Genomic DNA, 24,372 nt, shown 5'->3' on the forward strand with positions numbered 1-24,372 from the left:
GGGATCGTCATTAGATCAAAAATTGTTATCCAATCAAACTTCCATTTGGGACATTTTCGTCCACAGTAAGGAGAGTCAGTTGGTCGCCGTGCTCGGCTGATAGAATCATCCCTTGGCTAACATATTTTTTCATCATCTTACGTGGTTTGAGATTAGCTACGATTTGGACTTTCTTACCGACCAGTTCTTGCTCGTTTGGATAGTATTTAGCAATACCAGAGAGGATTTGGCGGTCCTCACCGTCTCCTGCATCCAAGCGGAACTGAAGAAGCTTATCCGAGCCTTCAACTTTAGACACCTCTTTGACTTCTGCGACACGGATTTCCACCTTATCGAAGTCGTCAAACTTGATTTCTTTGCGGTTAAGTTTGAGCTCGACTTCTTCTGGATTCCATTCTTTTTCAACCTCAGGTTTGTTGCCTTCCATTTGTTCTTTGATATAGGCAATTTCTTCTTCCATATCGAGACGCGGGAAGATTGGTGTTCCTTTTTCTACAACTTTCAGACCTGATGGGAGCTGATCAATTGCTAGATTTTCCAGAGACGCAGCTTGAGGCAAGCCTAGTTGACTGAGGACAGCCTTACTCGTTTCCATCGTGAAAGGCTCAATCATGTGTGCCACAACACGAAGGCTCGCTGTCAAGTGGCTCATAACTGCTGCCAACTCTTTTACCTTAGCTTCATCTTTTGCCAGAACCCAAGGAGCTGTTTCATCGATGTATTTATTGGTGCGGGAGATGAGAGTCCAGACTGCTTCCAGAGCACGTGGGTAGTCAACTGCATCCATGTGTTTGTAGTAGTCAGCGATGGATTCAGATGCCACCTGAGCCAGAGCTCCGTCAAAGTCTGTCACATTTTCTTCATAGGCTGGCACCTGACCGTCAAAGTACTTGTTAATCATAGAAACCGTACGGTTGAGCAAGTTGCCTAGGTCATTAGCTAACTCATAGTTGATACGACCCACATAGTCCTCAGGTGTGAATGTTCCATCAGATCCCACCGGAAGACTGCGCATGAGGTAATAACGCAGAGCATCCAAACCATAACGCTCTACCAGCATTTCCGGATAGACCACATTACCCTTAGACTTGGACATCTTACCATCCTTCATGACAAACCAACCGTGAGCAATCAAGCGGTCGGGCAGCTTAATATCCAGCATCATGAGCAGGATTGGCCAGTAGATAGAGTGGAAGCGCAGAATGTCCTTGCCCACCATGTGGAAGACTGTTCCGTTCCAGAATTTATCGTAGTTAGCATGGTCTTCCTGACCGTAGCCAAGAGCTGTCGCATAGTTGAGCAGAGCATCAATCCAAACGTAGACAACGTGTTTAGGATTGGATGGCACCGGCACGCCCCAAGTAAAGGTCGTCCGAGATACGGCCAAGTCTTCCAGGCCAGGCTCAATGAAGTTTTTCAGCATTTCATTGAGACGTCCGTCTGGTGTGATAAAGTCTGGATGAGATTTAAAAAATTCTACCAAGCGGTCTTGGTACTTGCTGAGACGGAGGAAATAAGACTCTTCTGATACCCACTCCACTTCATGTCCAGATGGCGCAATTCCGCCGGTTACCTTTCCATTTTCATCACGGAAGACTTCTGCCAGCTGGCTTTCAGTAAAGAATTCCTCGTCAGAAACCGAATACCAGCCTGAATATTCACCCAAGTAGATGTCATCTTGAGCAAGCAAACGTTCAAAGACTTGAGCCACTACTTTTTCATGGTAATCGTCTGTGGTACGGATAAATTTATCATATGAGATATCCAGTAATTGCCAGAGTTCTTTAACTCCAACTACCATGCCATCAACATAGGCTTGTGGTGTAATACCAGCTTCTTCTGCTTTTTGTTGAATCTTTTGGCCATGCTCATCAAGACCAGTCAGATAAAAGACATCGTAGCCCATAAGGCGTTTGTAACGTGCTAAGACATCACATGCGATAGTTGTGTAGGCAGAACCGATATGGAGCTTACCGCTCGGATAGTAGATAGGGGTTGTAATATAAAAGTTCTTTTCAGACATGATTTCTCCTTAGGAGGCAAATGAGACCTCTTTTTATTCGGAAATTGCCATTTATCAAGCAGATAAACCGCAAACTTCAACACTTTATTTTATCACCATTTGAAAAATAAAACAATGGATTGCTAACCTGGATGTATCTGTTAAGCAACGGTGAAAATGGATGTACTTCTAAAAACAAAAATTAAATTGCAATATTTAGTGATTTATAATATAATAAGATAAATAAAATTATTTAGGAGATTATTATGATTTATGCATATCTTGATTTTTGGCGGAGAGCTTTTGACTTCGCTGGGCGGTCAGATCGCCCAGATTATTGGTGGGCTGTATTTGCCAATATGTTGATAGCTGTCTTATCTTTAATTTTCTTACTTATGGTTGGAGAGGAAGCAGCCCCTCTTCTATCGCTAATTCAGATTTATGGTTTCTTTACTATCATTCCAAATCTATCTCTGTCCATACGCCGTCTGAGAGATGCGGGTTACCATTGGGCTTTTATCTTCGTATCTTTTATTCCAGTTATTGGTAATTTCATTCTACTCTTCCTCCACTGTCAACCTTCAGAATACTAAAAAATTAACATTAATCACTTTCTGATAATCAGACCAACCCAAACTGTACTGCCCCCAAAAGTTAGATTTTTTGTGTCTAACTTTTGGGGGGTAGTGCAAACAGGTTGGTTTTTATGTTACACTATTTCACTAAAACACCCTGTATTTTCTGAAAACTTGCAAATATAAGCCAAATATAGTACACTAAATAATAAAAGGATTTTTAATATGATTGATGCATATAAAAAGTTTTGGAAGGGCTATGTAGACTTCACCGGTCGCTCAAATCGCCCAGATTTTTGGTGGCCTATTCTCTGCCATTTTTTAGTAATGATTCTAATACTTTGCATTGCTCTTGTGATTGAAACAGTTTTGAACTCTGAGATTGGAGGAGCCTTATCTAACACCTTAGCAGGTTTAATAGTGGTTTATTTTATTGCGACTATACTTCCCTCTCTCGCTATTCAAGTCCGTCGCTTGCGGGATGGTGGCTATCATTGGGCACTTATCTTATTGTACTTAGTCCCATTAGTGGGTCGTTTAATTCTGTTGGTATTTTATTGCCAGCCTACTAAATATGAACCTGCTGTTAATAATTTCTATAATAATCAGAATTATCAAGAACAACAATTTGGCCAAAATTCTTATCAAAACCAGCAAAATTATCAAGGTCAGCAATTTAATCAGAACCCCTATCAAAATCAGCCTAATCCTCAACAAAACTTTGCATCACCTGAAAACGAGCAAAGTCCATTTGAATAAAGCAAAAGCCATTCCACTTCTGGAATGGCTTTCTCTTTGCAAGATTTTCTCAATAGGTCACAACATTCAAGTTGCCGCTTTCATACTCAGCGATGAAGATATTCGAAATATCGGTGTATCCGTCTTTAGCTAATCTCTCCACCAGCCACTCTTCTGTTTTATCAATAGACTCCAGAATATCAATTTGGACAACACCATCTGTGATAAGGGGATATTTAGGATTCTCTTCACCAGCCTGTACAATAATCAGCTGGCCGTTTTGCTCTATAACTGCCCGTTTGACCTGCTTGAGCTGGAAAATACCTTGGCTGCGCAGCTTCAAAGCTACATCTGCTGCTGAAAGACCAACAGAACGGCAGGCTTCGGGACTCAATTTCCCATGCTGAATCAACGTTGTCGGCTTGCCATCAATCAAATGCTTAACCGCACGGACATTGTTATTGAGCCACTTTAGGGTCAAGACCAAGATAGTCCACATGATGAGAATGACTGCATACTGAAGAATGTTAATAGAGCTATTATAAATCACCCCACCGATAATACCACCAAGGACATAGTTTTGAATCTGGTCGATCGCTGAATTTGGCGCCAGATTGCCTTTTCCGGTCACATTGATAACAAAAACCAGTGAGAAAAGTCCCAGTGCTAGCTTAATTAGGATTTCAAGAAAATTCAATGTCATTTTTCAACCTCCACTATTTCGATATCTGTCGTCTTATGCAAGTCAATTTTTTCAAGGAGATATTTATCCGGCTCACTGCCACTCATAGCCCGATAAAAATTCTTTCCGACCTTCAAAATCGCTCCATCAGTTGCGGCTGAAGTATTGACATAGACCTCCGACTTATCGACTCCCAAGTCTTCTGAAATAACCTCAATAAAATGCAGAGAGGTTTGAAACTGGTTATTAGAGGCTTGGTCAGTCTGAAAATTACTAATACCAATCAAGACCATGGCCACCAAGGCCAAAACAGAGATGATGGCTAGTTCTCGAAATTTTGAATCACGCTTATTGCGATAGGCCTTAAAAGCAAAAAATCCTGTCACAAGCAGAAGCAAGACAGAAAGTGCAACTGTCACCCAGTTTTGCTGGCTAATCTGACTCAAAACATAATCATAAGAATAGAATTTCATGGTTTCTTCCCTCTATTTTTCTAGGATAATTATAGAAAAATTTTCATTATTTTTCAAGCTTTCTTACAATCACTTTGCTATAAATCAGCCCTAAATTTTGTTATAATAAACTCAGTAAATTTTACTAGAAAAGGAAATTTTATGAAACTCATCTCTTGGAACATTGACTCTCTCAACGCTGCATTGACCAGTGATTCTGCCCGCGCTCAGCTCTCTCAGGCTGTTCTTCAGACCTTGCAAGCTGAAAACGCAGATATTATCGCCATTCAGGAAACAAAACTGTCTGCAACAGGTCCGACTAAAAAGCACCTGGAGATTTTGACAAATCTTTTCCCAGACTATGAAAACACCTGGCGCTCCTCCCAAGAGCCAGCACGTAAGGGCTATGCAGGAACCATGTTCCTCTACAAAAAAGAACTGACGCCAACCGTAACCTTCCCTGAAATCGGCGCTCCGTCAACCATGGATGTCGAAGGCCGCATCATTACGCTTGAATTTGACGGTTTCTTTGTCACTCAAGTTTATACGCCCAATGCTGGCGATGGACTCAAACGCTTGGATGACCGTCAAGTCTGGGATGCCAAATATGCTGAATATTTGGCAACACTAGATGGACAAAAACCAGTCCTCGCTACTGGCGACTATAATGTGGCCCACAAGGAAATCGACTTGGCCAATCCAGCAAGCAACCGCCGTTCACCAGGCTTTACCGACGAAGAACGTGCTGGCTTCACCAACCTGCTGGCTAAAGGCTTCACCGACACCTTCCGCCACTTACACGGCGATATTCCTAACCAATACACTTGGTGGGCGCAGCGCAGCAAGACTTCTAAAATCAACAATACAGGCTGGAGAATCGACTACTGGCTGACCAGCAACCGAGTGGCTGACAAGGTGACTAAGTCTGATATGATTGACTCCGGTGCGCGCCAAGACCACACACCCATTGTCATGGAGATTGAACTCTAAGGAGAAAACGAATGGACTATCAAGCTGTCATTCCTGAATTTGTAGTATCTGACATCAAAAAATCACGCCACTTCTACTGCGACCTGCTAGGATTCTCTGTCGAATACGAGCGTCCAGAGGAGAAATTTCTCTTCCTCTCGCTTGAAGACTGCCAACTTATGCTAGAAGAAGGCAGCGCAGAAGAATTAGCTCAGCTGACCTATCCTTTCGGGCGCGGTGTCAATATTTCCTTTGGCATTGCGGATGTTCCTCAGCTCCACCAAAAACTGCTGGAAGCTGACTATCCTATCCATCGTCCCCTGACAAAAAGAGAATTTCGAGTGGGAGATAGTTTTATTTATCCCCATGAATTTGCGATTTTGGATCCAGATGGTTATTTTTTAAGATTTAGTGAATAATAAAGCGAAGTCATCTGACCTCGCTTTTTAACTATCTTTAAAGTTATAAAGTTGCGGATAGTGCTCGCACTCGGGATTTTTAGGATGACAGATAGCCCGTCCAAAGTAAATCATGGCCTGATGAGCCGGCAGCCAACGTTCCGGTGGAAGGACATCCATAACTCGCTTTTCTACTTCCAGTGGCGTTGCCGACTTTTTAACGATATCATGGTGTTTGCAAATGCGCTCCACATGAGTATCGACAGCAAAGGCTGGAATACCAAAGCCCACACTCATGACTACATTGGCCGTCTTGCGACCAACACCAGCTAGACTTTCCAATTCTGTCCGCGTTTGTGGTACTTGACCGTCAAAGTCGTACAAAAGTTGCTGGGCGCATTTCTTCAAAAACTTGGCCTTGTTGCGATAGAGTCCTAGGCGGGAGATGTATTTAGCAATGTCTGCTTCACCAGCCGCAGCCATTTCTTGAGGACTTGGATAGGCTTCAAACAGAGCCGGCGTTGCCTTATTGACCGCAGCATCTGTCGTCTGAGCCGACAGCATGACCGCTACCAAAAGCTCAAAGTGATTGCGAAAATCCAGACTGGGCTTAGCGTCAGGGAAAAGAGCAATAATTTCTTCAATCACATGACGAGCCCGTTTTTTTGATAAAACCATGATTCTTCTTTCTAAGATTGAGATAGATTTATTATATCATGAAAGGAAGAAGCATCCAAAAATCATGATTGAGAAAGCAGCTGTTCTTAATACTTTACAACCCCAACTCTTCATAAGCCTTCCGGTAGCCAATCTGCAAGATTTGGTTATCTCGAACCAGAAGCGGTCTTTTAATCAGCATGCCATCCGTAGCCAGTAAATCTGCAGCTTCTTGGGCTGTGAAATGTGGCACCTTTTCTTTGAGCCCTAGCTCACGGTATTTGAGACCGCTAGTATTGAAAAAGGCCTTGAGCTCAAAGTCCGAGTTCTGGATCCAGTCTAGGAGCTGCTCCCGGCTAGGTGTATTTTGGACAATATCCACCGCTTCAAAGTCCACTCCTAATTGATTGAGCTCGGCCTTGGCCTTGCGGCAGGTAGAGCATTTTGGGTATTCGATAAATTGTAACATTGTTTTTCCTCCGTCCCTATGATAGCCCAGCTAGCTCCTTCTTGTCAAGCCGAGACTCATTAGAAAAAGCCGACAAGCGAAAGGCTCATCGGCTGGTACTGACGCATTCCATGGAGAAACACCTCTATTTTTCGATTATTTTTTAATTAAACGCACGCGCACAATATTGTCGCTATTCTCAAATTTATCAACCAGCTCCTGAATCTTGCTTTCGTCCGACTCATCCAGATCCAGCAAAGTATAGGCATAATCGCCTTTGGAACGATTGATGATATTGTCAATATTGATATTTAAATCACTAACAGCTGTTGAAATCCGAGCCACAATATTCGGTACATTTTTGTTAATCAGGGTAATCCGATAAGGTGCTGAGAGAGCCTGACGGACATTAGGGAAATTCACTGAGTTGATAATCTCTCCTGTTTCCATGAAACGTCGGATGGTTTTCCCAGCCATAATGGCACAGTTGAGCTCAGCTTCCTCTGTCGAGCCACCCAGATGCGGAAAGACTGTAATCTGCGGATGACGGAGCAGCTCTTCTACACCAAAGTCTGTGATATAGCGCTTGATAACACCTGTTTCCAAGGCTTCAAAGAGGGCAGCATTGTCCACCAGCTCGCCACGGGCAAAGTTGATGAGGGTTGTTCCCTTTTGCATAAGACCAAAAGCAGCCTGATCAAAAGTAGCGCGTGTATCCTCAGTCAGAGGGACGTGGATAGTGATATAATCACTCTTCTCAAAGATTTCCTTAATATCTGCTACCCGTTTGACATGGCTAGAGATATTCCAAGCTGTTTCAATGGATACATAAGGGTCATAGCCCAGGACATTCATTCCCAGACGATAGGCATCGTTAGCAATACGGCCGCCGATAGCTCCTAACCCAATGACTCCCAAAGTCTTCTCTGCAATCTCTGTCCCAGCAAACTGCTTCTTACCAGCTTCCACTTGCTTAGGAACATCATCTCCAGAAAGGTCGTTAGCCCAACTGTTAGCTGCGATATAGTCACGGGCAGACAGAAGAATAGAAGCCAAGACCGCTTCTTTCACCGCATTGGCATTAGCTCCTGGCGTATTGAAGACTACAATCCCCTGAGCTGTTGCCTGGTCGACCGGAATATTATTGGTTCCTGCACCTGCCCGCGCAATGGCTTTGAGCTTGCTCGGAAATTCCTGTCCATGCAGGTTTTGACTGCGGAGGATATAAGCATCTGGATTGTCAGACTTGTCTCCGTCAATCTGAAAAGCATTGCCCAGCTCCTTAAGCCCGATTTGATTGATGTTGTTAAAGGTTTTGACACTAAAGACCATAGTTTCCCTCTCTTAAGAATTTTCTTCTTCAAATTTCTGCATAAAGGCAATCAAGTCCTTGACACCTTGAAGCGGAAAGGCATTGTAGAGACTAGCTCTCATGCCGCCTACGCTGCGGTGCCCCTTGATATTCTTGAATCCCGCTGCTGCAGCCTCTTTGTTAAATTTGGCGTCCAGCTCTGGGCTAGGAGACACAAAGGGAATATTGGCTACTGAGCGCTGCTCCTTGTAACGGACTGGACTGCGATAAAAGTCAGACTGCTCAATGAAGTCGTACAAAAGGCCAGATTTTTCACGATTGCGCTTTTCCATTTCTGCTACGCCACCCAGCTCCTTGACCCACTCAAAGACCAGTTTGGCCATATAGATGGCAAAAGTCGGTGGTGTATTGTAAAGAGAGCCATTGTCCGCCTGAATGCGGTAATCTAACATGCTAGATAGAACTGGTTCGTCACCCAGCAAGTCTTCTCGGATGATGACAACTGTCACGCCGGCAGGACCGATATTTTTCTGAGCCCCAGCATAAATCAAACCAAAATCCTCTACTCGGTACTGAGCAGCCAGGATATTAGAAGACATGTCCGCCACAATCGGCACGCCATTGGTCGCAGGCAGATCATAAATAGACGTTCCTTCGATAGTATTATTGGTTGTCAGATGCACATAAGCCGCCTGCGGATCAATCTCCTTTTCATCAAAAGAAGGAATTTCCGTGTAATTTAAATCCTCTGATGAAGCCAAGAGAATGGGCTCAAAAGGAATGAACTTAGACAGCTTGACTGCTTCGGTGTAAGCTTTCTTTCCCCAAGAGCCAGCTACTAGGTAGTAGGCCTTACCGCCTTGTGCTAGATTAAGGGGAATCATGCTAAACTGAGTAGAAGCCCCACCCTGCAGGAAGAGCACGCGGTAATTGTCCGGAATATCCATGAGCTCACGCAGCAAGCTCTCAGCTTCTTTGATAATATCGTCAAATTCCTTGGATCGGTGGGACAGCTCCATCACACTCATGCCACTTTGGGCATAGTCTAAAAACTCAGCCTGAGCTTTTTTCAAGACTTCCTTGGGCAATACTGCCGGTCCAGCAGAAAAATTGTAAATCGTCATATCCTACCTCCAAAATTTATTTTGTATATCATATCACAAAGTTTAGAAAATATCTATTTTATTTCAGAAATCTAGCACTTTTTTAGCCAATTCCCGAACATTGTTGAAATATAGATAAGCAAAACCAACTATCTAATCCAGATAACAAAAAAAATCCTGAGTTTAGGTCAGGATTAAATAGTCTTACTAAAAAGCTGAGTTACGCTTTTTCCAATTCTAAAAGAGACAACTGGTTGTATTGAGAGATTTCTGAGTTGCTATCAATCCTTATTTTCATGATAAACCGCATAGAGCTCGCTCTTGTTCCTGCCGTATTTCTTGGCCACTTCCTTGATGGCCTGATTTTTTTTGCTACCGGCTTCAACTAAAAGATCAATTTCAGCTAGGATCTGCTCTTGAGATATTTCTTGTTGAGCATCTTCTGCCACCCCAGCTACAATCAAGAGACACTCTCCTTTAGGCGGATGTTCAGCCGTATAGGCCAGCAACTCTGAAATCAGCCCTCGCTGATACTCTTCATGAATCTTAGTCAGCTCGCGCACCAAGACGACTTGGCGGTCACCATAAACTGCCAACATATTTTCCAGCGTAGCCCAAACCCGATGAGGGGATTCGTAGAAAATCTGGGTCTCAGGATAGGATTTTTTGCTAGTGAAAAATTCCTTCTGCTGGCCAGCCTTTCTAGGTAGAAAACCATAGAAAATATGCGGTTGGGGAGCCAATCCGCTGGCAATCAAGGCTGTTATTCCAGCACTAGGACCAGGAATTGGCACTACAGTAATTCCAGCTTCTAGCGCTGCCTGAACCAAATCATGTCCAGGATCAGAAATGCTGGGCATACCAGCATCTGAAACCTGGGCTATATCATTTCCGCTTTGAAGCATGTCCAAGAGAACTGGGATTTTCTCCTTGGCATTGTGCTCGTGAAAACTGATCTGTTTAGTCTCAATCCCAAAATGCTTAAGCAGCAGGCCTGTATTTCTCGTATCTTCAGCCGCAATCCTATCAACCTCTTTCAAGGTATTGACCATACGGATACTCATATCATCCAGATTGCCGATAGGAGTTGCGACCAGATAAAGCTTGCCATAGGCAGTTTCGCCCTTAAAACTTTTTTGAACCTGCATCGCTACTCCCTAAATAACAATTCATCACAGAACATGCACTCTGCGTCATTCTCCCGGCGCTGACCATAGAAATCAGTACAGACATGAAAGCCGTCATAGTAAAGCTTACGCAGATTATCCCGGTTTTTCTTGGTCTTGGTCGGAGCTTCCTTCTCCACCTCTCCCAAGCGCTCCCTCAGCTTATCATTTTCCAGATGCAGAGCAATATTTTCCTCTACCACACTCTTGAGATTTTTCTTGACAGCCTCCACCTCAGCAAGGGTCACTAAAAGCGTCTGTGAAAAATCATCTAAGGCGTCAAATAAGTCTTTTTTATCCATTTTATACTCCTGTGCTGCCTCTTTTTACTTTCCCTTCAAAGTCATATATTCTAAAGCATTTTGAAAAGATACATTGGCCCGCCACATCTTCCGAGCTAGCAGAAGCTGCTCCAAGGCCTGTCGGCCGCTTTCTGTTGCTATCTCTTTATAAAATAACACTTCCAAGAGCTTGAAGGCCTGTTCCTGCTTCTCCTTATCATCAGCCATCTTTGCCAGACGCGAAACCTGCAGAAAAGCGTGACTGGAGCGAGTCTGAAAATCCTTGACAAAGCGCTCGCATTCACCGACTAATTCAAAAAAGGCATTATTATGAGCCAAGCTTTCCGCTTCTGACTGAGTCTGACTATAAGCAGCTAGTAGCTCCGCTCGACTTTTAATCAAGCCATCCTGCTCCAAGCTGTGCTGCAAAGCAGCTGTATTTTTCAAAAAATGATAAACCTGAGTCCGACTTCGAATCGTCGGCAGAATCAGCTGTTCATCAGCAGTCAGGAGAAAGATATAAATCTCGCTCTGCGGCTCCTCAATGACTTTGAGCAAGGAATTGGCTGCATTCACGTGCATCCGATCGGCATTGCAGATAATGAAAACCTGCCGACTGCCTTCCAGACCACTCTGAGAGAAGTTTCGGACCAGCTCCCGAACTCGATCAGTTTTGATAATGTTATTAACCGGTCGCACCACCGTTACATCAGAAAAGTCTTCTTCTGCAATCAAACGACAAGAACGACAGGACTGACAAGGCCAGACGCCTTGCTTATTCTCGCAAAAGAGACTCTGAGACAGGATTTGGGCCATTTCAAAACTGCCAAAAGCTCCGGTAAACAAGTAGGCGTGGCTAAGCCGTCCCTGTTCCAGAATATGCTGAAACTGCTCAAACAAGCTAGGCTGGCTTTGCTGTAAATCTTTTATCTTCATGACGGATTCCCAAATCGTTCCTGAATGATGGCCAAACTATCAGCCACTACTTTATCCAGAGGTTGACTGGCATCTACCTTGACAAAGCGCTCAGGCTCCTTGTCAAGAATCGCCAAATAGCCCTGCCGAACCCGCTGGTGCAGGTCTAACCCCTCCAGATCAAGCCGATTCACCTCTCGGCTTTCACTCTTAGCAATCCGCGCCAGCCCTTCTTCCACATCAATATCAAAATAGAGGGTCAAATCAGGCTTGAGTCCATCTGTCGCGAACTGATTGAGCCATTCAATGTCTGCTACATCCAGCCCCCGTCCGTAGCCCTGATAGGCCACTGAACTATCAATAAAACGGTCCATCAAGACGATTTTCCCTTGTGCTAAAGCTGGTAAAACCCGCTCAGCCAAGTGCTGGCGGCGGCTGGCAATGTACAGCAAGAGCTCTGTCTTAGCGTCCATAGCTGTATGACTAGGATCCAAAATCACTTCGCGAATAGCCTCTGCAATCTGGACGCCACCCGGCTCCCGCGTCGTAATCAGACCAGTACCATAATTTTTCAAAAAAGGAAGCAAGGCTTCCAACACACTCGACTTTCCAGCCCCTTCTGGACCTTCCAGCGAAATCAAAATACCATTTTTCATCTTTACCTTGAATCTCTAACTTCTATTTTTTTGTTCTTTATAAGAAAATGCAGATGAGACTTGCTTTAAAGCTTGATATAAGCTACTTTTCAGAGTCCGTCCACATTGCTGAGCAGCCTGATAAGAGCTGACTCCGTCAACTCATTATTTTCATCCCACTCTTTTTTATCTATTGTTTATTTTACCAAAAAAAAAGCTAAAAGCCCATCATAAGAAAAGACTTTAAAAATTTTTTCAAAGTGTTTCATAAAGGCTAAATTTTTGGTAAAATATATTCAGAAGAAATTTCTGGAAACAGATTTAGGAGGATCTTATGTTTAAATTAAAAAACGTACTGGCCATCATTTTGGGGGCTGGAATTTTTTCTTTTGGGATTCATTATTTGGTCATTCCCTTTCATTTATATGAAGGTGGCGCGACAGGTCTGACCTTGATTGCCTACTATCTATTTAAAATCCCTGTCTCGACGACCAACCTAGTGATTAACATTCCTCTCTTTATTATTGCATGGAAGCTACTGGGTTCGAGAACCCTCTACCTCAGCATTCTAGGGACTTTCTCTGTGTCTGCTTGGCTCAAGATTTTTGAAATCTTACCTGCTTCTAAACACCTGCAAAACTATTTTATCTCAGCTCTGGACGGTGATGTCTTACTAGCCTGTCTTGGAACGGGGATTGTTATGGGGATTGGACTAGGCATCATCTTCAATGCTGGCGGAACGACGGGCGGTACTGACATTGTAGCCCGCATCTTTAATAAATATACGAGCATTTCCATGGGCAAACTCATGCTGACTGTTGATTTTGTGGTCATTACCTTGGTTCTCCTTGTTTTCAAAGACCTACGCATGGTGTCTTATACCCTAATGTTTGTCTTTATCACCTCGCGAGTCATTGACCTGATTGCAGAAGGAGGCTTTGCCGGCAAGGGATTCCTTATCGTTACCAGCAAACCGGCAGAACTGGCTGAAGCTATCAATAACAAGCTAGATCGTGGAGTGACCTACCTCAAGGGGCAAGGCTTCTATAGCAAGCAGGATCTCCAGATTGTCTACTGTGTTGTTTCCCGTAACGAAATGCAGCAAATGAAGAAACTCATTAACCAAGTCGATCCATTTGCCTTTACTACTATTACCGAAGCCCATGAGATCTTGGGCGAAGGCTTCACTTTAGATGCCAACAAACAACCTATTGTACGTTAAAAACCTCATCTAACGATGAGGCTTTTTTATGTTATTTATAAAGCTTTTGCAGCAGTATGTGTAATCTCAGCCAGCTCAATCGCATGCTCTTCAAATTTTTTCTTGAGAAGCGCCGTATCTATATTACCAGCTAATTGTACTTCAATGACAACTTTTCCATCCTTGCGTGGGATATTGACGGTATTGGAGATGTTGAGATTTTCTTCCACCAGAAGACGGATAATCTGCTCAAGAACCCCCACCTTATTCTCAGTGACAAAGCGTAGACGAACTCCCTCTTCACCATAGCCAGATACTTCTAAGAAGGCTGTGAAAATATCACGGTCAGTAATAACCCCGTAAAGTTGCTCATTGTCCACGACAGGCAGGATGCCAATCTTATTTTTCAGCATCAGATAGGTCGCATCTTCCAGACTGGCAAACTGAGAAATCGTGACCACATCACGAATCATAACATCACCAACTTTTGTTTTGTTGAGAAGATAGTTCATCTCATAAATGGACAGACTCGTTGCCTTAGATGGACTAGCTTCTGCAATCGTTCCTTCTGTTACCAATCCCACTAGTTGGTCATTCTCAATCACCGGCAGACGGTGGAGCTTCTGCTCACGCATCATATCTGCCGCATGAGCAATTGTTGTATCTGGGCTGATATAAACCACCTTACGCGTCATAAAATCTTTAACTGCCATAAGAGTTCCCTCTTCTTCCTATCCGTATTTCTTATACTTATTATACTTTATTTTACAGCTGATTTCAAACGCTTCCAAGTTCTTTGCCTAAGTTTTCAAAATTTAGAAAAATCCTACGATTGGAAAAATTGAAGATAGGAAATAGTCAACTATACTAGCTTAACATCCAAGAGAAGAAAAAAGGTCCAATGGACCTTTTCAAAACGTTACGTTACTATCGTAACTTTCTATCCACAACCTAAAAATGTCTCCCAGACCTTTTGAAGAAAACTCGCTACTGCGAGTTCCCATCTGCAACCTGAAACAATCCCCCGGATTGTTTCAGCCACCTAGATATGCTTTGCGGACTTCGTCAGAAGCGAGGAGCTCTTGGCCAGTTCCGGACAGAACGATTTTGCCTGTTTCAAGGACATAACCACGGTCAGCGATAGAGAGAGCCTTATTTGCATTTTGCTCAATCAAAAGAACTGTAGTTCCTTGTCGCTGAATATCTTGGATAATATCGAAGATTTCCTGGATAAAGATTGGCGCCAAGCCCATAGAAGGCTCATCCAAGAGCAAAAGCTTAGGCGTAGACATCAGAGCCCGTCCCATAGCCAGCATCTGCTGCTCACCACCTGAAAGGGTTGCAGCATCTTGGTTTTTACGCTCTTCCAAACGTGGGAAACGAGAAAAGACCTTTTTGAGATTGGCTTGATTTTCTTCACGGTTTGTTTTGAGAAAGGCACCCATTTCCAAATTTTCCAAAACGGTCAAACCTGGAAAGACATGACGTCCTTCTGGCACTTGCGAAAGTCCAGCTGCTACGATTTTTTGAGCAGGAACTTTTTGAATTTCATTGCCGACAAATTCAATTTTACCAGCACTTGGACGAACCAAGCCTGAAATAGTCCGGAGAATGGTCGTTTTCCCAGCGCCATTGGCACCAATCAGGGAAACGACTTCTCCTTCGTTTACTTCAAAGCTGACATCACGGACAGCCTGAATCATGCCATAATGGACAGAGAGATTCTCAACTTTAAGCATGGACATTAGGCTTCACCTCCTAGATAAGCTTCAATAACACGTTTGTCATTCTTGATTTCATCAGGTGTTCCGTGCGCAATCAAGCGGCCGTACTCCAGCACATAGATGCGCTCAGTGACTTCCATTACCAGACTCATGTCATGTTCAATCAGCATGATGGTAATGTTAAATTCGTTTTTAATCCGTCGAATCAATGCAGTCAGCTCTGCTGTCTCCTGAGGGTTCATCCCTGCAGCCGGCTCATCCAAGAAAAGAATCTTAGGCTCTGTTGCCAAGGCCCGAACGATTTCCAAGCGACGTTGCTGACCATAAGCTAGGTTCTTAGCCAAGGTTTCTGCTTCCTTGTCCAAGTCAAAAATTTTCAGTAACTCCAAAGCTTTGGCTTTGAGTTCTTCTTCGTTTTTGTAGTAGGCTGGCAGGCGGAAGAAGGAAGCCAACACATGAGCCTTATGATGATTACCAAAGGCAATCAGAACATTATCCAAAACACTAAGGTCCTTAAAGAGCCGGATGTTTTGGAAGGTCCGCCCGAGCCCTAAAGTAGCAATCTTGTACGGAACTTTACCATTGAGCAAGTGGCCATCTAGTGTCACTGTCCCTTCACTCGGCTCATAAACGCCCGTTAAGAGATTGAAAAGAGTCGTTTTTCCTGCACCATTAGGGCCGATCAGACCAACCAGCTCGCCCTCGTTGAGTTCCAAGGTCACATCGCTGACAGCAGTCAGACCGCCAAAGTTTTTAGTTAGATTTTTTACATCAAGAAGTGCCATTATTCTTTGACCTCCTTATTCTTTTTGAAGAGCTTAGACAGGCTCAGCTCCCATGTTCCCAAAAGTCCGCCTGGACGGAAAATCATGACCAAGATTAAAGCCAAAGAATAGACAATCATCCGAATGCTGGATACATCCTGCAGCAACATATTGAGAACTCCCAAGACCACTGCAGCTACAATGGTTCCAGTCATAGATCCTAGACCGCCAAAAACGACAATGATCAAGATATTGATAGTGTTGGTAAAGGAATAGTCCTTAGGAACAACTGAACCAACGAAGCCAGCTTGAAGAGAGCCAGCAATAGAAGCCGTGATAGCACCCAAGACAAAGGCTGTCACCTTGATTCTAGTAGTATTAACCCCAACAGACTCAGCAGCAATCTCATCCTCACGGACAGACAGAGTGCTGCGACCAATAGGACTGCGCAGGAAATTCAAGGTCAAAATAGTTGTGATAACAACAAAGACATAGACCATCTGCCAAGACGTAAAAGGCGGAATGGATAGGATACCAGCTGCTCCATTCGTCAAAGTACCGCCATTAATAATCAGAATCCGGATAATCTCTGAGACACCAAGAGTCGCAATCGCAAGATAGTCCCCTTTAAGACGCAGGGTTGGCAAACCAACTGCCAAAGCCACAATACCAGCAATGATAGCTCCAGCCAGCATAGCAATGAAGAAAGCTCCATATGTTGGCGATTTAGAGCCAATAATCGCTACAGCGTAGGCACCGATAGCCATAAAGCCAGCATGGCCAAGAGAGAATTGGCCTGAGAATCCGACGATGAGATTAAGCCCCACAGCCAGAATAATATTAATCCCAATCTGCTCTAAGATTTGAATGTAAAACGCATTGAGAACACCGGCACTAACCAATACTGTCATCAGCAAGTAGCCGATTAAGACAAGGCCAAGCCAGAAAATATTTATCTTTAAATTCTTTTTCATACCTTACACCTTCTCTTTCACATTTTTGCCAAGGATACCAGCTGGACGAATCAGAAGAATGACAATCAAAATCGCATAGACAATGGCATCGCGGAAATCAGATAGTCCAAGCGCTGTCGCAAAAGTTTCCAAAAGACCGATAACAAAGCCACCAAGCGCGGCACCAGGAATGATTCCAATACCACCGAGAACGGCCGCTACAAAGGACTTAATACCTGGAGTCATCCCCATTAAAGGCTCCAATGAATTATAATAAAGGGCAATTAGAACACCAGCAGCTCCTGCAAGAGCTGAACCCAAAGCAAAGGTGAAGCTGATCGTGCGATTGACATTGATTCCCATCAGCTGAGCAGCATCACTGTCTACAGATACAGCACGCATAGCCTTACCCATCTTTGTCTTCTGCACGATAAACTGCAGAGCCACCATGAGGAAAATAGAAATTCCCAAAATCAGCAACTGAATATTTGAGATAGAAATCGGTCCTAAGTTAAAGCGTACTGTTTTAATAACCTGTGGGAAGGAACGGGTATTGGCACCGACAAAGAAAATCATGCCATACTCGAGGAGAAAAGAGACCCCAATGGCTGTAATCAAAGCCGCAATCCGAGTCGAATTTCGCAGAGGACGATAGGCTAAAAACTCAATAACCACACCAAGAATCGCTGTCCCAATCATCGCTAAAATGAGAGAAAGGAAAAAATTAAACTTCAGGATATTAATTAAGTAATAACCCATAAAGGCACCAATCATATAGATATCGCCGTGGGCAAAGTTAATCAGCTTAATAATCCCATAAACCATGGTATAACCCAAAGCCAGAAGCGCATAAACACTACCCAGGATTAGACCGTTGACTAATTGTTGGAGCATTAGATACCACTCTTTCTATAATAAAATAAGGAATGGGACAAAAATCAGCAGACTAGGTCGTGATTTTATCATCCCACTCCCAAAATACGAATAATAGTTGATTGAGAAACGAAGAAGAATAGATTATAAAACAATACTCTTTCAAATCCGTAGATTTATAAAGAAAGAAATCATCTACTAACTTGCTCAAGCAACTAGAAATAGAAAACAAGTCAAAGACTGGGATAGCCCCAGCCTCGTAACTATTATTCCGCTTTAACTGTTTCTACAGTATCTACTTGACCGTCTTTCAAGCCAATCATCAGAGCTGTTTTCACTGGATTGTGATCTTTATCAATAGTGATTGAACCAGTTACTCCATCGAAATCTTTAAGCTTAGCCAAGTTGTCTTTGATATCTACAGAAGTTTTAGCACCTTTGGCTGCTTCTGCTGCCATATAAACAGAGTCATATGCCAGAGCTGCAAACATAGAAGGCTCTTCTTTGTACTTAGCTTTGTATGCTTCAATAAACTTCTTAGCTTTTTCTGACATTTCACCAGAAGTTGTAAAGCCAGATACATAGTAAACATTTGTAGCTGCAGCAGGAGTTGCTTGCTCAACGAACTTAGCATCACCAAAGCCATCAGGACCAACGATTGTTTGGTCAATACCTAAACCACGCGCTTGATTGACAATTTTACCAGCTTCAGTATAGTAACCTGGAACAACCAGAGCGTCAAATTCTTTACCCTTAATCTTTGTCAAAGCAGCTTGGAAGTCTGTATCCTTGGATTGGAAGGTTTCTGTTGCTACAATCTCACCCTTGAATTCCTTCTTGAAGGCATCCGCCATTCCTTTAGCGTAGTCACTAGATTGGTCGTAGTAAAGAACGACTTTCTTAGCTTTCAAGTTATCAGTAACATACTTAGAAATGATTTTACCTTGGTAGCTATCAATGAAAGTTGCTCGGTAAAGATAATCTTGCTTGTTGGTCAGATCATCCTGTGTCGCACTTGGTGTAATGATTGGTACACCTGCTTTAGCAGCATTTGCAGTAGCTGAAGCTGTAGCTCCAGAAGTCGCAGGGCCAATGATTGCATTTACCTTGCTTTGGGTAACCAAGCTAGTAGTGATGGTAGATGCTTCAGCTGTTTCTGATTTGTTATCCTTATCAGTAACTTCAATCTTCTTGCCATCTACGCCACCAGCAGCGTTGATTTCATCAACGGCCAACTGAGCACCATGTTGTTCAGCTGTACCGTAGGCTGCTACTTCACCTGATTCTTCAAAGTTAAAACCAAATTTAATCGTATCGCCAATTTCTGTACCAGTTGCTGTTGAGTTGTTATTGGATACTTCTCCACAAGCTGCGAGAAGGGCTGCACTAGCAAAAGCTACTAGGGATAGTGCAAATTTTTTCTTCATTCGGAAATCTCCTTAAGTGATTTATTTGATGATATAGTAAGAATATATCGAATTATCTGACAATTGTCAACCCTTTATAGAAATTTTATCAAATGATAACGTTTTCTTGCTCTCTATACAGGCTTCCAACAAAGTTTTGATCTAGTTCTTTTATGTGAGATATCCGAACTTGCTTAACATAGCGTTCCTTGGGCAGATTCTCCTGTAAGTTCTGGGCGTCCTCTTGATTGACATAGAGATGCAGATAACGATGCTTCTTAGAATGATAAATGATATCACCGAAGTTAGCCAGCTTTTTGGCATCTCGATTATAGTAAAGATAGACAATCAAGCCCACTCTTTCTTCTCTTTCTATCATAAAACTCCTTTCCGGTCCATGTAGTTCTTAGATGATTATAGCAAAGATAGGGCAAAAAAACTAGCCCTGAAAAGCTTTATGGCCTGCTTAAATCACCTGAACTTGGTAACTTGTCAGACTCAAAGCAAAAAAGGAGCCGCTTTTGGCTCCTCCTCTGTTAGCTCAGATTGCTATTTTCCATGATTTCATCAATAAAGCCGTATTCCAAGGTTTCCTGAGCACTCATCCAGTAATCGCGTTCCGCATCCTTATGGATTTGCTCAACGGACTTGCCAGAGTTTTCGGCCAAGATTTTTTCCAAGGTATTACGAGTTCTAAGCAAGTGCTCAGCTACAATAGCCATATCCGTTTGCTGAGTACCACTTCCAGCTCCTCCCATTGGCTGGTGAATCAAATATTCCGCATTTGGAAGCATGAAGCGTTTGCCCTTAGCACCACTGGAAGCAATGACCGTTCCCATGCTGGCAGCTACACCCATAACAATGGTCTGAACATCAGACTTGATGAAGTTCATAGTATCCACAATTGCCAAACCTGCTGAGACAGATCCACCCGGCGTATTTACATAGAGGTAAATATCTTTAGTATTGTCCTGTGCATCCAAGAAAAGAAGCTGGGCAATGACAGAATTAGCCATATTGTCCTCCACTGGACCAGTCAGCATGATAATGCGGTCTTTTAATAGCCGGGAGTAAATATCATAGGAGCGTTCTCCTCGGCTGGTTTGTTCAATAACTACAGGAATCATAGTTTTCTCTCTTTCTCTTTTTAAAATTTTCTATCAAACTAGAAAATAGAATTTCAAATTACGAGACTATTATATCCTTTTGGTCAAAAAAGGTCAAATAGAAACTCCTTTTCCCAGAATCTCTTCACAAATTGTCAACATTTTAATTTGTCCTATACACAAATTAAAAATTTATTTTTTCCAGTTTGAGGGAGAAAAACCGATATATGAGTTGTTCTTATATTCTAAATAAGCTAATTTCCCAATAATATCCTGTTCGTTTTTATTAATAGTATATCGAAAACGAATCTCTTTCCCATTTAATAAATCAGTTATTTCTTGTTCAGAGAATTCATATCCCCCCCATATACGCTTAAAGCGCACCTCTTCACCGTTCCATATACCAATTATATACTCTCCTTTAACAGCATAATTTCTTGAATCCGAGCTATCGAAATAAATATCCATATATTCGCTTACGTGGCTATCGTAAGCGTCAGCAATGTTTTCCTCTTCGCCCAAAATTTCTTCCCAATCAATTGCCATATCAAATTCCTACTTTCATTTTATTTAGTTCCAAAAAGACGATCTCCTGCATCTCCCAGTCCTGGTACGATATAACCATGATCATTGAGATGGTCATCCAGAGCCGCTGTGAAAATATCAACATCTGGATGAGCTTCCTGCAAGGCTTTTACTCCTTCAGGCGCAGAAACCAAGCAGACAAATGTAATGTGGCTAGCACCACGTTTCTTCAGAGAATCCACAGCCAAGATAGCAGAACCACCCGTAGCTAGCATTGGATCTACAACGAAAATTTGACGTTGGTCGATATCTTCTGGCAACTTGACCAGATACTCAACCGGCTTCAGAGTTTCTTCATCACGGTACATTCCAATATGCCCAACTTTGGCTGCTGGAACCAAGCTCAGAAGTCCATCCACCATGCCAATACCAGCCCGCAAGATTGGAACAATAGCTAATTTTTTCCCTGCAATCTGCTTTTGGACTGTTTTTGTAATTGGTGTTTCAATTTCTACATCTTCAAGTGGTAAATCGCGCAAAACTTCATATCCCATGAGCATTGCGATTTCATCAACTAATTCACGAAAAGCCTTGGTAGAGGTATCTGTACGACGCAAGATAGACAATTTATGCTGAATAAGCGGATGAGCGATAACTTCAAGTTTTCCCATGATTGGATTTCCTTCTTTCAATTTATTCTTCTTATTATATCAAAAAAAGTGTGAAAAGGCTTGCCATAAGCAAGCCTTTTCAAAGATTTTCTACACCTTACAGCCATTCTCTATAGCGCTTGATATAAAGGTGTTTAACAAGAGTTACACTAACCATATAAAGCACAATAATCAAGAAAAGAAAAAGGAAATAAGTGCCATTCAGCGGGGCAGTTTTCAGAACTGACGCAAAGAGGCTGTATGGCAAGGAAGTAACAAAGAGAGCTGCTGCCATGGTCGTCACAATGACAGACAAAGCAGGACGACTTTGCACAAATGGCAGCTTAGGTGAGCGCAGCATGTAGATGACCATGGTCTGGGTCCACATGGACTCAATGAACCAGCCTGTTTGAAAAAGAGTGATAAAGATTTCTGCTTGCCCACTACCAGCTTGATAGCTACCTCCTGTTATCATAGGCACGATAATAAAGTAGAGCACCAGATAGGTCAAAACATCAAAAACGGATGAGATAGGCCCAATCCAAGCCATAAAGCGGGTAATAGAGTTAGCAGACCAAATCCGTGGTCTCTTGAGAAATTCACTGTCTACGTTATCAAAGGGCAGAGCGATACAAGACAAGTCATAAACCAGATTGAGGACAATCAGATGAACTGGTGCCATAGGCAGAAAAGGCAGAAAGATACTGGCAAAGAGGAGAGAAAAGATATTCCCAAAATTGGAACTGACCGTCATCTTAATGTACTTGGTCATGTTGGCATAGACCTTGCGTCCCTCTACCAACCCCTTCTCCAGAACCATGAGGTCCTTGTCCAGCAGAATGACATCTGCTGTTTCCTTGGCAATATCGACAGCTGTATCAACAGAAATACCCACATCTGCTACCTTCATAGAAGGTGCATCATTGATACCATCACCCATGTAGCCAACCTTGTGGCCATTGGCCTTGAGTTGGAGAATGATCCGAGCTTTTTGGTCAGGTGAGAGCTTGGCAAAAACCGTTGTATGCTCTACTGCTTGGCTCAATTCCTCATCTGATAAAGCATCTACCTCTAAGCCTAGTAAGATATTATCTACATCTAACCCAACCTTTTCACAAACTGCCTGGGTCACCTTATCATTATCACCGGTCAAAATCTTAGTGGCAACTCCGTACTCAGCCAAGGTTTCAATAGCTGGAGCCGCAGATGACTTAGGTGGATCTAGAAAGGCCAGATAGCCCGTCAAAATCATGTTAGATTCATCCTTGACTTCATAGTCGTAATCTTCTTCTAAGTCTGACTTGTAGCTAACACCAAGCACGCGCAGCCCTTGCTCATTGAGTTGAGCCACTTCCGCAAGGATTTCCTGACGAATCTCCTCAGTCAATTCCGTAATGCGTTTCTTGTATTCTACATGGCTAGAGATAGCCAGCATTTCCTCCAAGGCCCCCTTGGTCACCATGCTGATAACATCCTCATCATCCTTGACGATGACACTCATACGACGACGCTCGAAATCAAAGGGCAGTTCATCAATTTTCTTAAAGGTTTGGTCTAGATTACGGACAATCTCATGCTTTTCTGCTTCTTTCTCCGTCCGATTGATAATGGCCCGGTCCATAAGATTTTTGAGACCAGTTTGATAGTAGGAATTGAGAAAAGCACGACGGAGCACTGCTAAGTCCAAATCTCCATGAATATCCAGCGGGTATTCTAACACAATCTCGTCTTGGGTCAGTGTGCCCGTCTTATCCGTACAAAGGATATCAATAGCTCCTAGGTCTTGGATGGCATTCAGCTTCTTAATCACGACCTTTTCCTGAGCCATGATAATAGAACCTTTAGCCAGGCTCGCTGTGATAATCATAGGCAGCATTTCTGGAGTCAGGCCGACCCCAACACTGAGGGCAAAGACACCTGCTTCCAGCCAGTCGCCGTCTGTCAGACCGTTGATGAAGAACACGACTGGAACCATGACGAGCATCAGACGAATCAAGAGCCAGGAAATGCTATTCATCTCGCGCTCAAAAGAGGTCGGCTCATCGTAGGTGTTCAGCGTCTGCTCAATGGCTCCCATCATGGTCTCATCTCCAACCACCAGCACCAGAGCTGTAGCTCTTCCGGAAATAACGTTTGTTCCCATAAAGGCCAGCGACTCTGTTTCTAAAAGGCTATCAAGTTTTTGTTCATCTGACTTGGCCAGACAGACCTTTTCTACCGCATCGCTTTCGCCTGTCAGGCCGGACTGCTGAACAAAGAAATCACGTGAGTCCAGTAGCAGCACATCTGCAGGAATCATGTCTCCAGCACTAAGTTTGATGATGTCTCCCACAACAAGCTCATCAATCGGCAGTTCCTGCTCTACTCCTTCACGGATAACCGTAGCCGTGTTGACAATCAGCCGAGACAAATTACTAGCAGCGCGGTCGCTCCGCAATTCCTGAACAAAACGAATACCTCCAGAAATCAGCACCAGAACAACAATGATGATGGAAGTCGTCGGATCTTCCTCACCAGGCTTAGCCAGCCAAACATTGGTCACTAAAGACACTAGGGCAATCACCAATAAGATGACTGTAAAGGGGTTAATGATAGACTCGTAAATTTTCTTTAGAATAGAGTCTTCCTGACCCTTTGTGATGATATTTTCACCATAGAGGTTACGATTTTCTTCGACCTGCTCTTCTGTCAGGCCACGAAAAGAACTCTTGTAAAAAGCCAGAGTTTCTTTTACAGGAAGCTGCAGAGCAGCAACTAATCTTTCTTTTACTGTTTTCATTGGTTTCTCCTTGATGTATGATTGATAAATTTCATACACAGGAACCAATCACTTTATA

The 24,372-nt window shown here is 43.1% G+C and carries 27 protein-coding genes; 5 read left to right on the top strand and 22 right to left on the bottom strand.

Annotated features, from left to right (window positions below; all coding sequences use genetic code 11):
- Positions 1 to 25: 25 nt before the first annotated feature.
- Entirely contained in the window at positions 26 to 2,023 is a 1,998-nt protein-coding gene (gene metG / locus D8877_RS10365) for a methionine--tRNA ligase (protein ID WP_125353277.1), read from the bottom strand.
- Between the two features lie 245 nt (positions 2,024 to 2,268).
- Here metG and D8877_RS10370 point away from each other — a divergent pair, with 245 nt between their 5' ends.
- Entirely contained in the window at positions 2,269 to 2,595 is a 327-nt protein-coding gene (locus tag D8877_RS10370; protein WP_002909172.1) for a DUF805 domain-containing protein, read from the top strand.
- A 207-nt stretch (positions 2,596 to 2,802) separates the two neighbouring features.
- Positions 2,803 to 3,336, top strand: a complete 534-nt coding sequence (locus tag D8877_RS10375; protein WP_124766077.1) for a DUF805 domain-containing protein — start codon at positions 2,803 to 2,805, stop codon at positions 3,334 to 3,336.
- 49 nt (positions 3,337 to 3,385) lie between these two features.
- On the opposite strand, the gene D8877_RS10380 is transcribed toward D8877_RS10375, so the two are convergent.
- Complete coding sequence (locus D8877_RS10380) at positions 3,386 to 4,018, bottom strand: DUF421 domain-containing protein (protein WP_002909170.1); 633 nt, start codon at positions 4,016 to 4,018, stop codon at positions 3,386 to 3,388.
- A complete protein-coding gene (locus D8877_RS10385; RefSeq protein WP_002903222.1) occupies positions 4,015 to 4,470 on the bottom strand; it encodes a DUF3290 family protein in 456 nt (151 codons plus the stop codon). Before D8877_RS10385 ends, D8877_RS10380 begins: the two co-directional genes overlap by 4 nt.
- Positions 4,471 to 4,611: 141 nt before the next feature.
- Here D8877_RS10385 and D8877_RS10390 point away from each other — a divergent pair, with 141 nt between their 5' ends.
- Both D8877_RS10390 and D8877_RS10395 read left to right on the top strand, forming a co-directional pair.
- Complete coding sequence (locus D8877_RS10390; protein WP_125341008.1) at positions 4,612 to 5,439, top strand: exodeoxyribonuclease III; 828 nt, start codon at positions 4,612 to 4,614, stop codon at positions 5,437 to 5,439.
- 11 nt (positions 5,440 to 5,450) lie between these two features.
- Positions 5,451 to 5,837: a bleomycin resistance protein gene (locus D8877_RS10395; protein ID WP_011837298.1), complete on the top strand. Its 387-nt coding sequence runs from the start codon at positions 5,451 to 5,453 to the stop codon at positions 5,835 to 5,837.
- A gap of 27 nt (positions 5,838 to 5,864) precedes the next feature.
- Here the strand turns inward: D8877_RS10395 and nth are convergent, their stop codons facing one another.
- The 8 genes from nth to tmk form a co-directional block, all read right to left on the bottom strand.
- Positions 5,865 to 6,494 (bottom strand): endonuclease III, encoded by a 630-nt coding sequence (nth, locus tag D8877_RS10400; RefSeq protein ID WP_125341009.1) that lies wholly within the window; start codon positions 6,492 to 6,494, stop codon positions 5,865 to 5,867.
- 94 nt (positions 6,495 to 6,588) lie between these two features.
- A complete protein-coding gene (locus D8877_RS10405; RefSeq protein ID WP_125341010.1) occupies positions 6,589 to 6,942 on the bottom strand; it encodes an arsenate reductase family protein in 354 nt (117 codons plus the stop codon).
- Between the two features lie 135 nt (positions 6,943 to 7,077).
- Positions 7,078 to 8,253 (bottom strand): 3-phosphoglycerate dehydrogenase family protein, encoded by a 1,176-nt coding sequence (locus tag D8877_RS10410; RefSeq protein ID WP_125341011.1) that lies wholly within the window; start codon positions 8,251 to 8,253, stop codon positions 7,078 to 7,080.
- A 12-nt stretch (positions 8,254 to 8,265) separates the two neighbouring features.
- The gene (serC, locus tag D8877_RS10415) at positions 8,266 to 9,357 is read right to left on the bottom strand and encodes a 3-phosphoserine/phosphohydroxythreonine transaminase (RefSeq protein ID WP_125341012.1); all 1,092 of its coding nucleotides are present in this window, start codon (positions 9,355 to 9,357) and stop codon (positions 8,266 to 8,268) included.
- 260 nt (positions 9,358 to 9,617) lie between these two features.
- On the bottom strand, positions 9,618 to 10,484 hold the full coding sequence (gene rsmI, locus D8877_RS10420; RefSeq protein ID WP_111675473.1) for a 16S rRNA (cytidine(1402)-2'-O)-methyltransferase: 867 nt from the start codon (positions 10,482 to 10,484) through the stop codon (positions 9,618 to 9,620).
- A gap of 2 nt (positions 10,485 to 10,486) precedes the next feature.
- Positions 10,487 to 10,804 carry a DNA replication initiation control protein YabA gene (yabA, locus tag D8877_RS10425; protein WP_002894690.1) on the bottom strand — a complete coding sequence of 106 codons (318 nt, stop codon included), beginning with the start codon at positions 10,802 to 10,804 and terminating at the stop codon, positions 10,487 to 10,489.
- Positions 10,805 to 10,828: 24 nt separating this feature from the next.
- Complete coding sequence (locus D8877_RS10430) at positions 10,829 to 11,719, bottom strand: DNA polymerase III subunit delta' (RefSeq protein ID WP_111675472.1); 891 nt, start codon at positions 11,717 to 11,719, stop codon at positions 10,829 to 10,831.
- A complete protein-coding gene (gene tmk, locus D8877_RS10435) occupies positions 11,716 to 12,354 on the bottom strand; it encodes a dTMP kinase (RefSeq protein ID WP_111675471.1) in 639 nt (212 codons plus the stop codon). The genes D8877_RS10430 and tmk overlap by 4 nt, the downstream gene beginning before the upstream one ends.
- Positions 12,355 to 12,667: 313 nt before the next feature.
- On the opposite strand from tmk, the gene D8877_RS10445 reads away from it, so the two are divergent.
- Positions 12,668 to 13,555 (top strand): YitT family protein, encoded by an 888-nt coding sequence (locus D8877_RS10445; protein ID WP_111675470.1) that lies wholly within the window; start codon positions 12,668 to 12,670, stop codon positions 13,553 to 13,555.
- Positions 13,556 to 13,590: 35 nt separating this feature from the next.
- Here D8877_RS10445 and D8877_RS10450 read toward each other — a convergent pair whose 3' ends face one another.
- The 11 genes from D8877_RS10450 to mgtA all read right to left on the bottom strand — a co-directional run bounded on the left by D8877_RS10450 (position 13,591) and on the right by mgtA (position 24,314).
- Complete coding sequence (locus tag D8877_RS10450; protein WP_111675469.1) at positions 13,591 to 14,247, bottom strand: CBS domain-containing protein; 657 nt, start codon at positions 14,245 to 14,247, stop codon at positions 13,591 to 13,593.
- A gap of 321 nt (positions 14,248 to 14,568) precedes the next feature.
- Positions 14,569 to 15,279, bottom strand: coding sequence for an ABC transporter ATP-binding protein (locus D8877_RS10455; RefSeq protein WP_002894681.1), 711 nt, complete (start codon positions 15,277 to 15,279; stop codon positions 14,569 to 14,571).
- A complete protein-coding gene (locus D8877_RS10460; protein ID WP_125341015.1) occupies positions 15,279 to 16,043 on the bottom strand; it encodes an ABC transporter ATP-binding protein in 765 nt (254 codons plus the stop codon). The genes D8877_RS10455 and D8877_RS10460 overlap by 1 nt, the downstream gene beginning before the upstream one ends.
- On the bottom strand, positions 16,043 to 16,996 hold the full coding sequence (locus D8877_RS10465; RefSeq protein WP_002894679.1) for a branched-chain amino acid ABC transporter permease: 954 nt from the start codon (positions 16,994 to 16,996) through the stop codon (positions 16,043 to 16,045). Before D8877_RS10465 ends, D8877_RS10460 begins: the two co-directional genes overlap by 1 nt.
- Positions 16,997 to 16,999: 3 nt before the next feature.
- On the bottom strand, positions 17,000 to 17,869 hold the full coding sequence (locus D8877_RS10470; protein ID WP_002897070.1) for a branched-chain amino acid ABC transporter permease: 870 nt from the start codon (positions 17,867 to 17,869) through the stop codon (positions 17,000 to 17,002).
- A gap of 245 nt (positions 17,870 to 18,114) precedes the next feature.
- Complete coding sequence (locus tag D8877_RS10475; protein ID WP_002894677.1) at positions 18,115 to 19,275, bottom strand: ABC transporter substrate-binding protein; 1,161 nt, start codon at positions 19,273 to 19,275, stop codon at positions 18,115 to 18,117.
- A gap of 88 nt (positions 19,276 to 19,363) precedes the next feature.
- Entirely contained in the window at positions 19,364 to 19,633 is a 270-nt protein-coding gene (locus D8877_RS10480) for a YlbG family protein (protein WP_002894676.1), read from the bottom strand.
- 157 nt (positions 19,634 to 19,790) lie between these two features.
- Positions 19,791 to 20,408, bottom strand: coding sequence for an ATP-dependent Clp protease proteolytic subunit (locus D8877_RS10485; RefSeq protein WP_223313447.1), 618 nt, complete (start codon positions 20,406 to 20,408; stop codon positions 19,791 to 19,793).
- Between the two features lie 144 nt (positions 20,409 to 20,552).
- Positions 20,553 to 20,906, bottom strand: a complete 354-nt coding sequence (locus D8877_RS10490; protein ID WP_002909158.1) for a hypothetical protein — start codon at positions 20,904 to 20,906, stop codon at positions 20,553 to 20,555.
- A 20-nt stretch (positions 20,907 to 20,926) separates the two neighbouring features.
- The gene (gene upp, locus D8877_RS10495) at positions 20,927 to 21,556 is read right to left on the bottom strand and encodes a uracil phosphoribosyltransferase (protein WP_002894672.1); all 630 of its coding nucleotides are present in this window, start codon (positions 21,554 to 21,556) and stop codon (positions 20,927 to 20,929) included.
- 97 nt (positions 21,557 to 21,653) lie between these two features.
- A complete protein-coding gene (mgtA, locus tag D8877_RS10505) occupies positions 21,654 to 24,314 on the bottom strand; it encodes a magnesium-translocating P-type ATPase (protein ID WP_032912401.1) in 2,661 nt (886 codons plus the stop codon).
- Positions 24,315 to 24,372 lie beyond the last annotated feature (58 nt).

Source organism: Streptococcus sanguinis (assembly GCF_003943735.1).
Classification (GTDB): domain Bacteria; phylum Bacillota; class Bacilli; order Lactobacillales; family Streptococcaceae; genus Streptococcus; species Streptococcus sanguinis_E.

Bases quoted from the DNA above. Each gene is read 5' to 3' on its own strand.
- metG (WP_125353277.1), bottom strand. From the start codon at position 2,023: ATGTCTGAAAAGAACTTTTATATTACAACCCCTATCTACTATCCGAGC.
- D8877_RS10370 (WP_002909172.1), top strand. From the start codon at position 2,269: ATGATTTATGCATATCTTGATTTTTGGCGGAGAGCTTTTGACTTCGCT.
- D8877_RS10375 (WP_124766077.1), top strand. From the start codon at position 2,803: ATGATTGATGCATATAAAAAGTTTTGGAAGGGCTATGTAGACTTCACC.
- D8877_RS10380 (WP_002909170.1), bottom strand. From the start codon at position 4,018: ATGACATTGAATTTTCTTGAAATCCTAATTAAGCTAGCACTGGGACTT.
- D8877_RS10385 (WP_002903222.1), bottom strand. From the start codon at position 4,470: ATGAAATTCTATTCTTATGATTATGTTTTGAGTCAGATTAGCCAGCAA.
- D8877_RS10390 (WP_125341008.1), top strand. From the start codon at position 4,612: ATGAAACTCATCTCTTGGAACATTGACTCTCTCAACGCTGCATTGACC.
- D8877_RS10395 (WP_011837298.1), top strand. From the start codon at position 5,451: ATGGACTATCAAGCTGTCATTCCTGAATTTGTAGTATCTGACATCAAA.
- nth (WP_125341009.1), bottom strand. From the start codon at position 6,494: ATGGTTTTATCAAAAAAACGGGCTCGTCATGTGATTGAAGAAATTATT.
- D8877_RS10405 (WP_125341010.1), bottom strand. From the start codon at position 6,942: ATGTTACAATTTATCGAATACCCAAAATGCTCTACCTGCCGCAAGGCC.
- D8877_RS10410 (WP_125341011.1), bottom strand. From the start codon at position 8,253: ATGGTCTTTAGTGTCAAAACCTTTAACAACATCAATCAAATCGGGCTT.
- serC (WP_125341012.1), bottom strand. From the start codon at position 9,357: ATGACGATTTACAATTTTTCTGCTGGACCGGCAGTATTGCCCAAGGAA.
- rsmI (WP_111675473.1), bottom strand. From the start codon at position 10,484: ATGCAGGTTCAAAAAAGTTTTAAGGGCGAAACTGCCTATGGCAAGCTT.
- yabA (WP_002894690.1), bottom strand. From the start codon at position 10,804: ATGGATAAAAAAGACTTATTTGACGCCTTAGATGATTTTTCACAGACG.
- D8877_RS10430 (WP_111675472.1), bottom strand. From the start codon at position 11,719: ATGAAGATAAAAGATTTACAGCAAAGCCAGCCTAGCTTGTTTGAGCAG.
- tmk (WP_111675471.1), bottom strand. From the start codon at position 12,354: ATGAAAAATGGTATTTTGATTTCGCTGGAAGGTCCAGAAGGGGCTGGA.
- D8877_RS10445 (WP_111675470.1), top strand. From the start codon at position 12,668: ATGTTTAAATTAAAAAACGTACTGGCCATCATTTTGGGGGCTGGAATT.
- D8877_RS10450 (WP_111675469.1), bottom strand. From the start codon at position 14,247: ATGGCAGTTAAAGATTTTATGACGCGTAAGGTGGTTTATATCAGCCCA.
- D8877_RS10455 (WP_002894681.1), bottom strand. From the start codon at position 15,279: ATGTCCATGCTTAAAGTTGAGAATCTCTCTGTCCATTATGGCATGATT.
- D8877_RS10460 (WP_125341015.1), bottom strand. From the start codon at position 16,043: ATGGCACTTCTTGATGTAAAAAATCTAACTAAAAACTTTGGCGGTCTG.
- D8877_RS10465 (WP_002894679.1), bottom strand. From the start codon at position 16,996: ATGAAAAAGAATTTAAAGATAAATATTTTCTGGCTTGGCCTTGTCTTA.
- D8877_RS10470 (WP_002897070.1), bottom strand. From the start codon at position 17,869: ATGCTCCAACAATTAGTCAACGGTCTAATCCTGGGTAGTGTTTATGCG.
- D8877_RS10475 (WP_002894677.1), bottom strand. From the start codon at position 19,275: ATGAAGAAAAAATTTGCACTATCCCTAGTAGCTTTTGCTAGTGCAGCC.
- D8877_RS10480 (WP_002894676.1), bottom strand. From the start codon at position 19,633: ATGATAGAAAGAGAAGAAAGAGTGGGCTTGATTGTCTATCTTTACTAT.
- D8877_RS10490 (WP_002909158.1), bottom strand. From the start codon at position 20,906: ATGGCAATTGATTGGGAAGAAATTTTGGGCGAAGAGGAAAACATTGCT.
- upp (WP_002894672.1), bottom strand. From the start codon at position 21,556: ATGGGAAAACTTGAAGTTATCGCTCATCCGCTTATTCAGCATAAATTG.
- mgtA (WP_032912401.1), bottom strand. From the start codon at position 24,314: ATGAAAACAGTAAAAGAAAGATTAGTTGCTGCTCTGCAGCTTCCTGTA.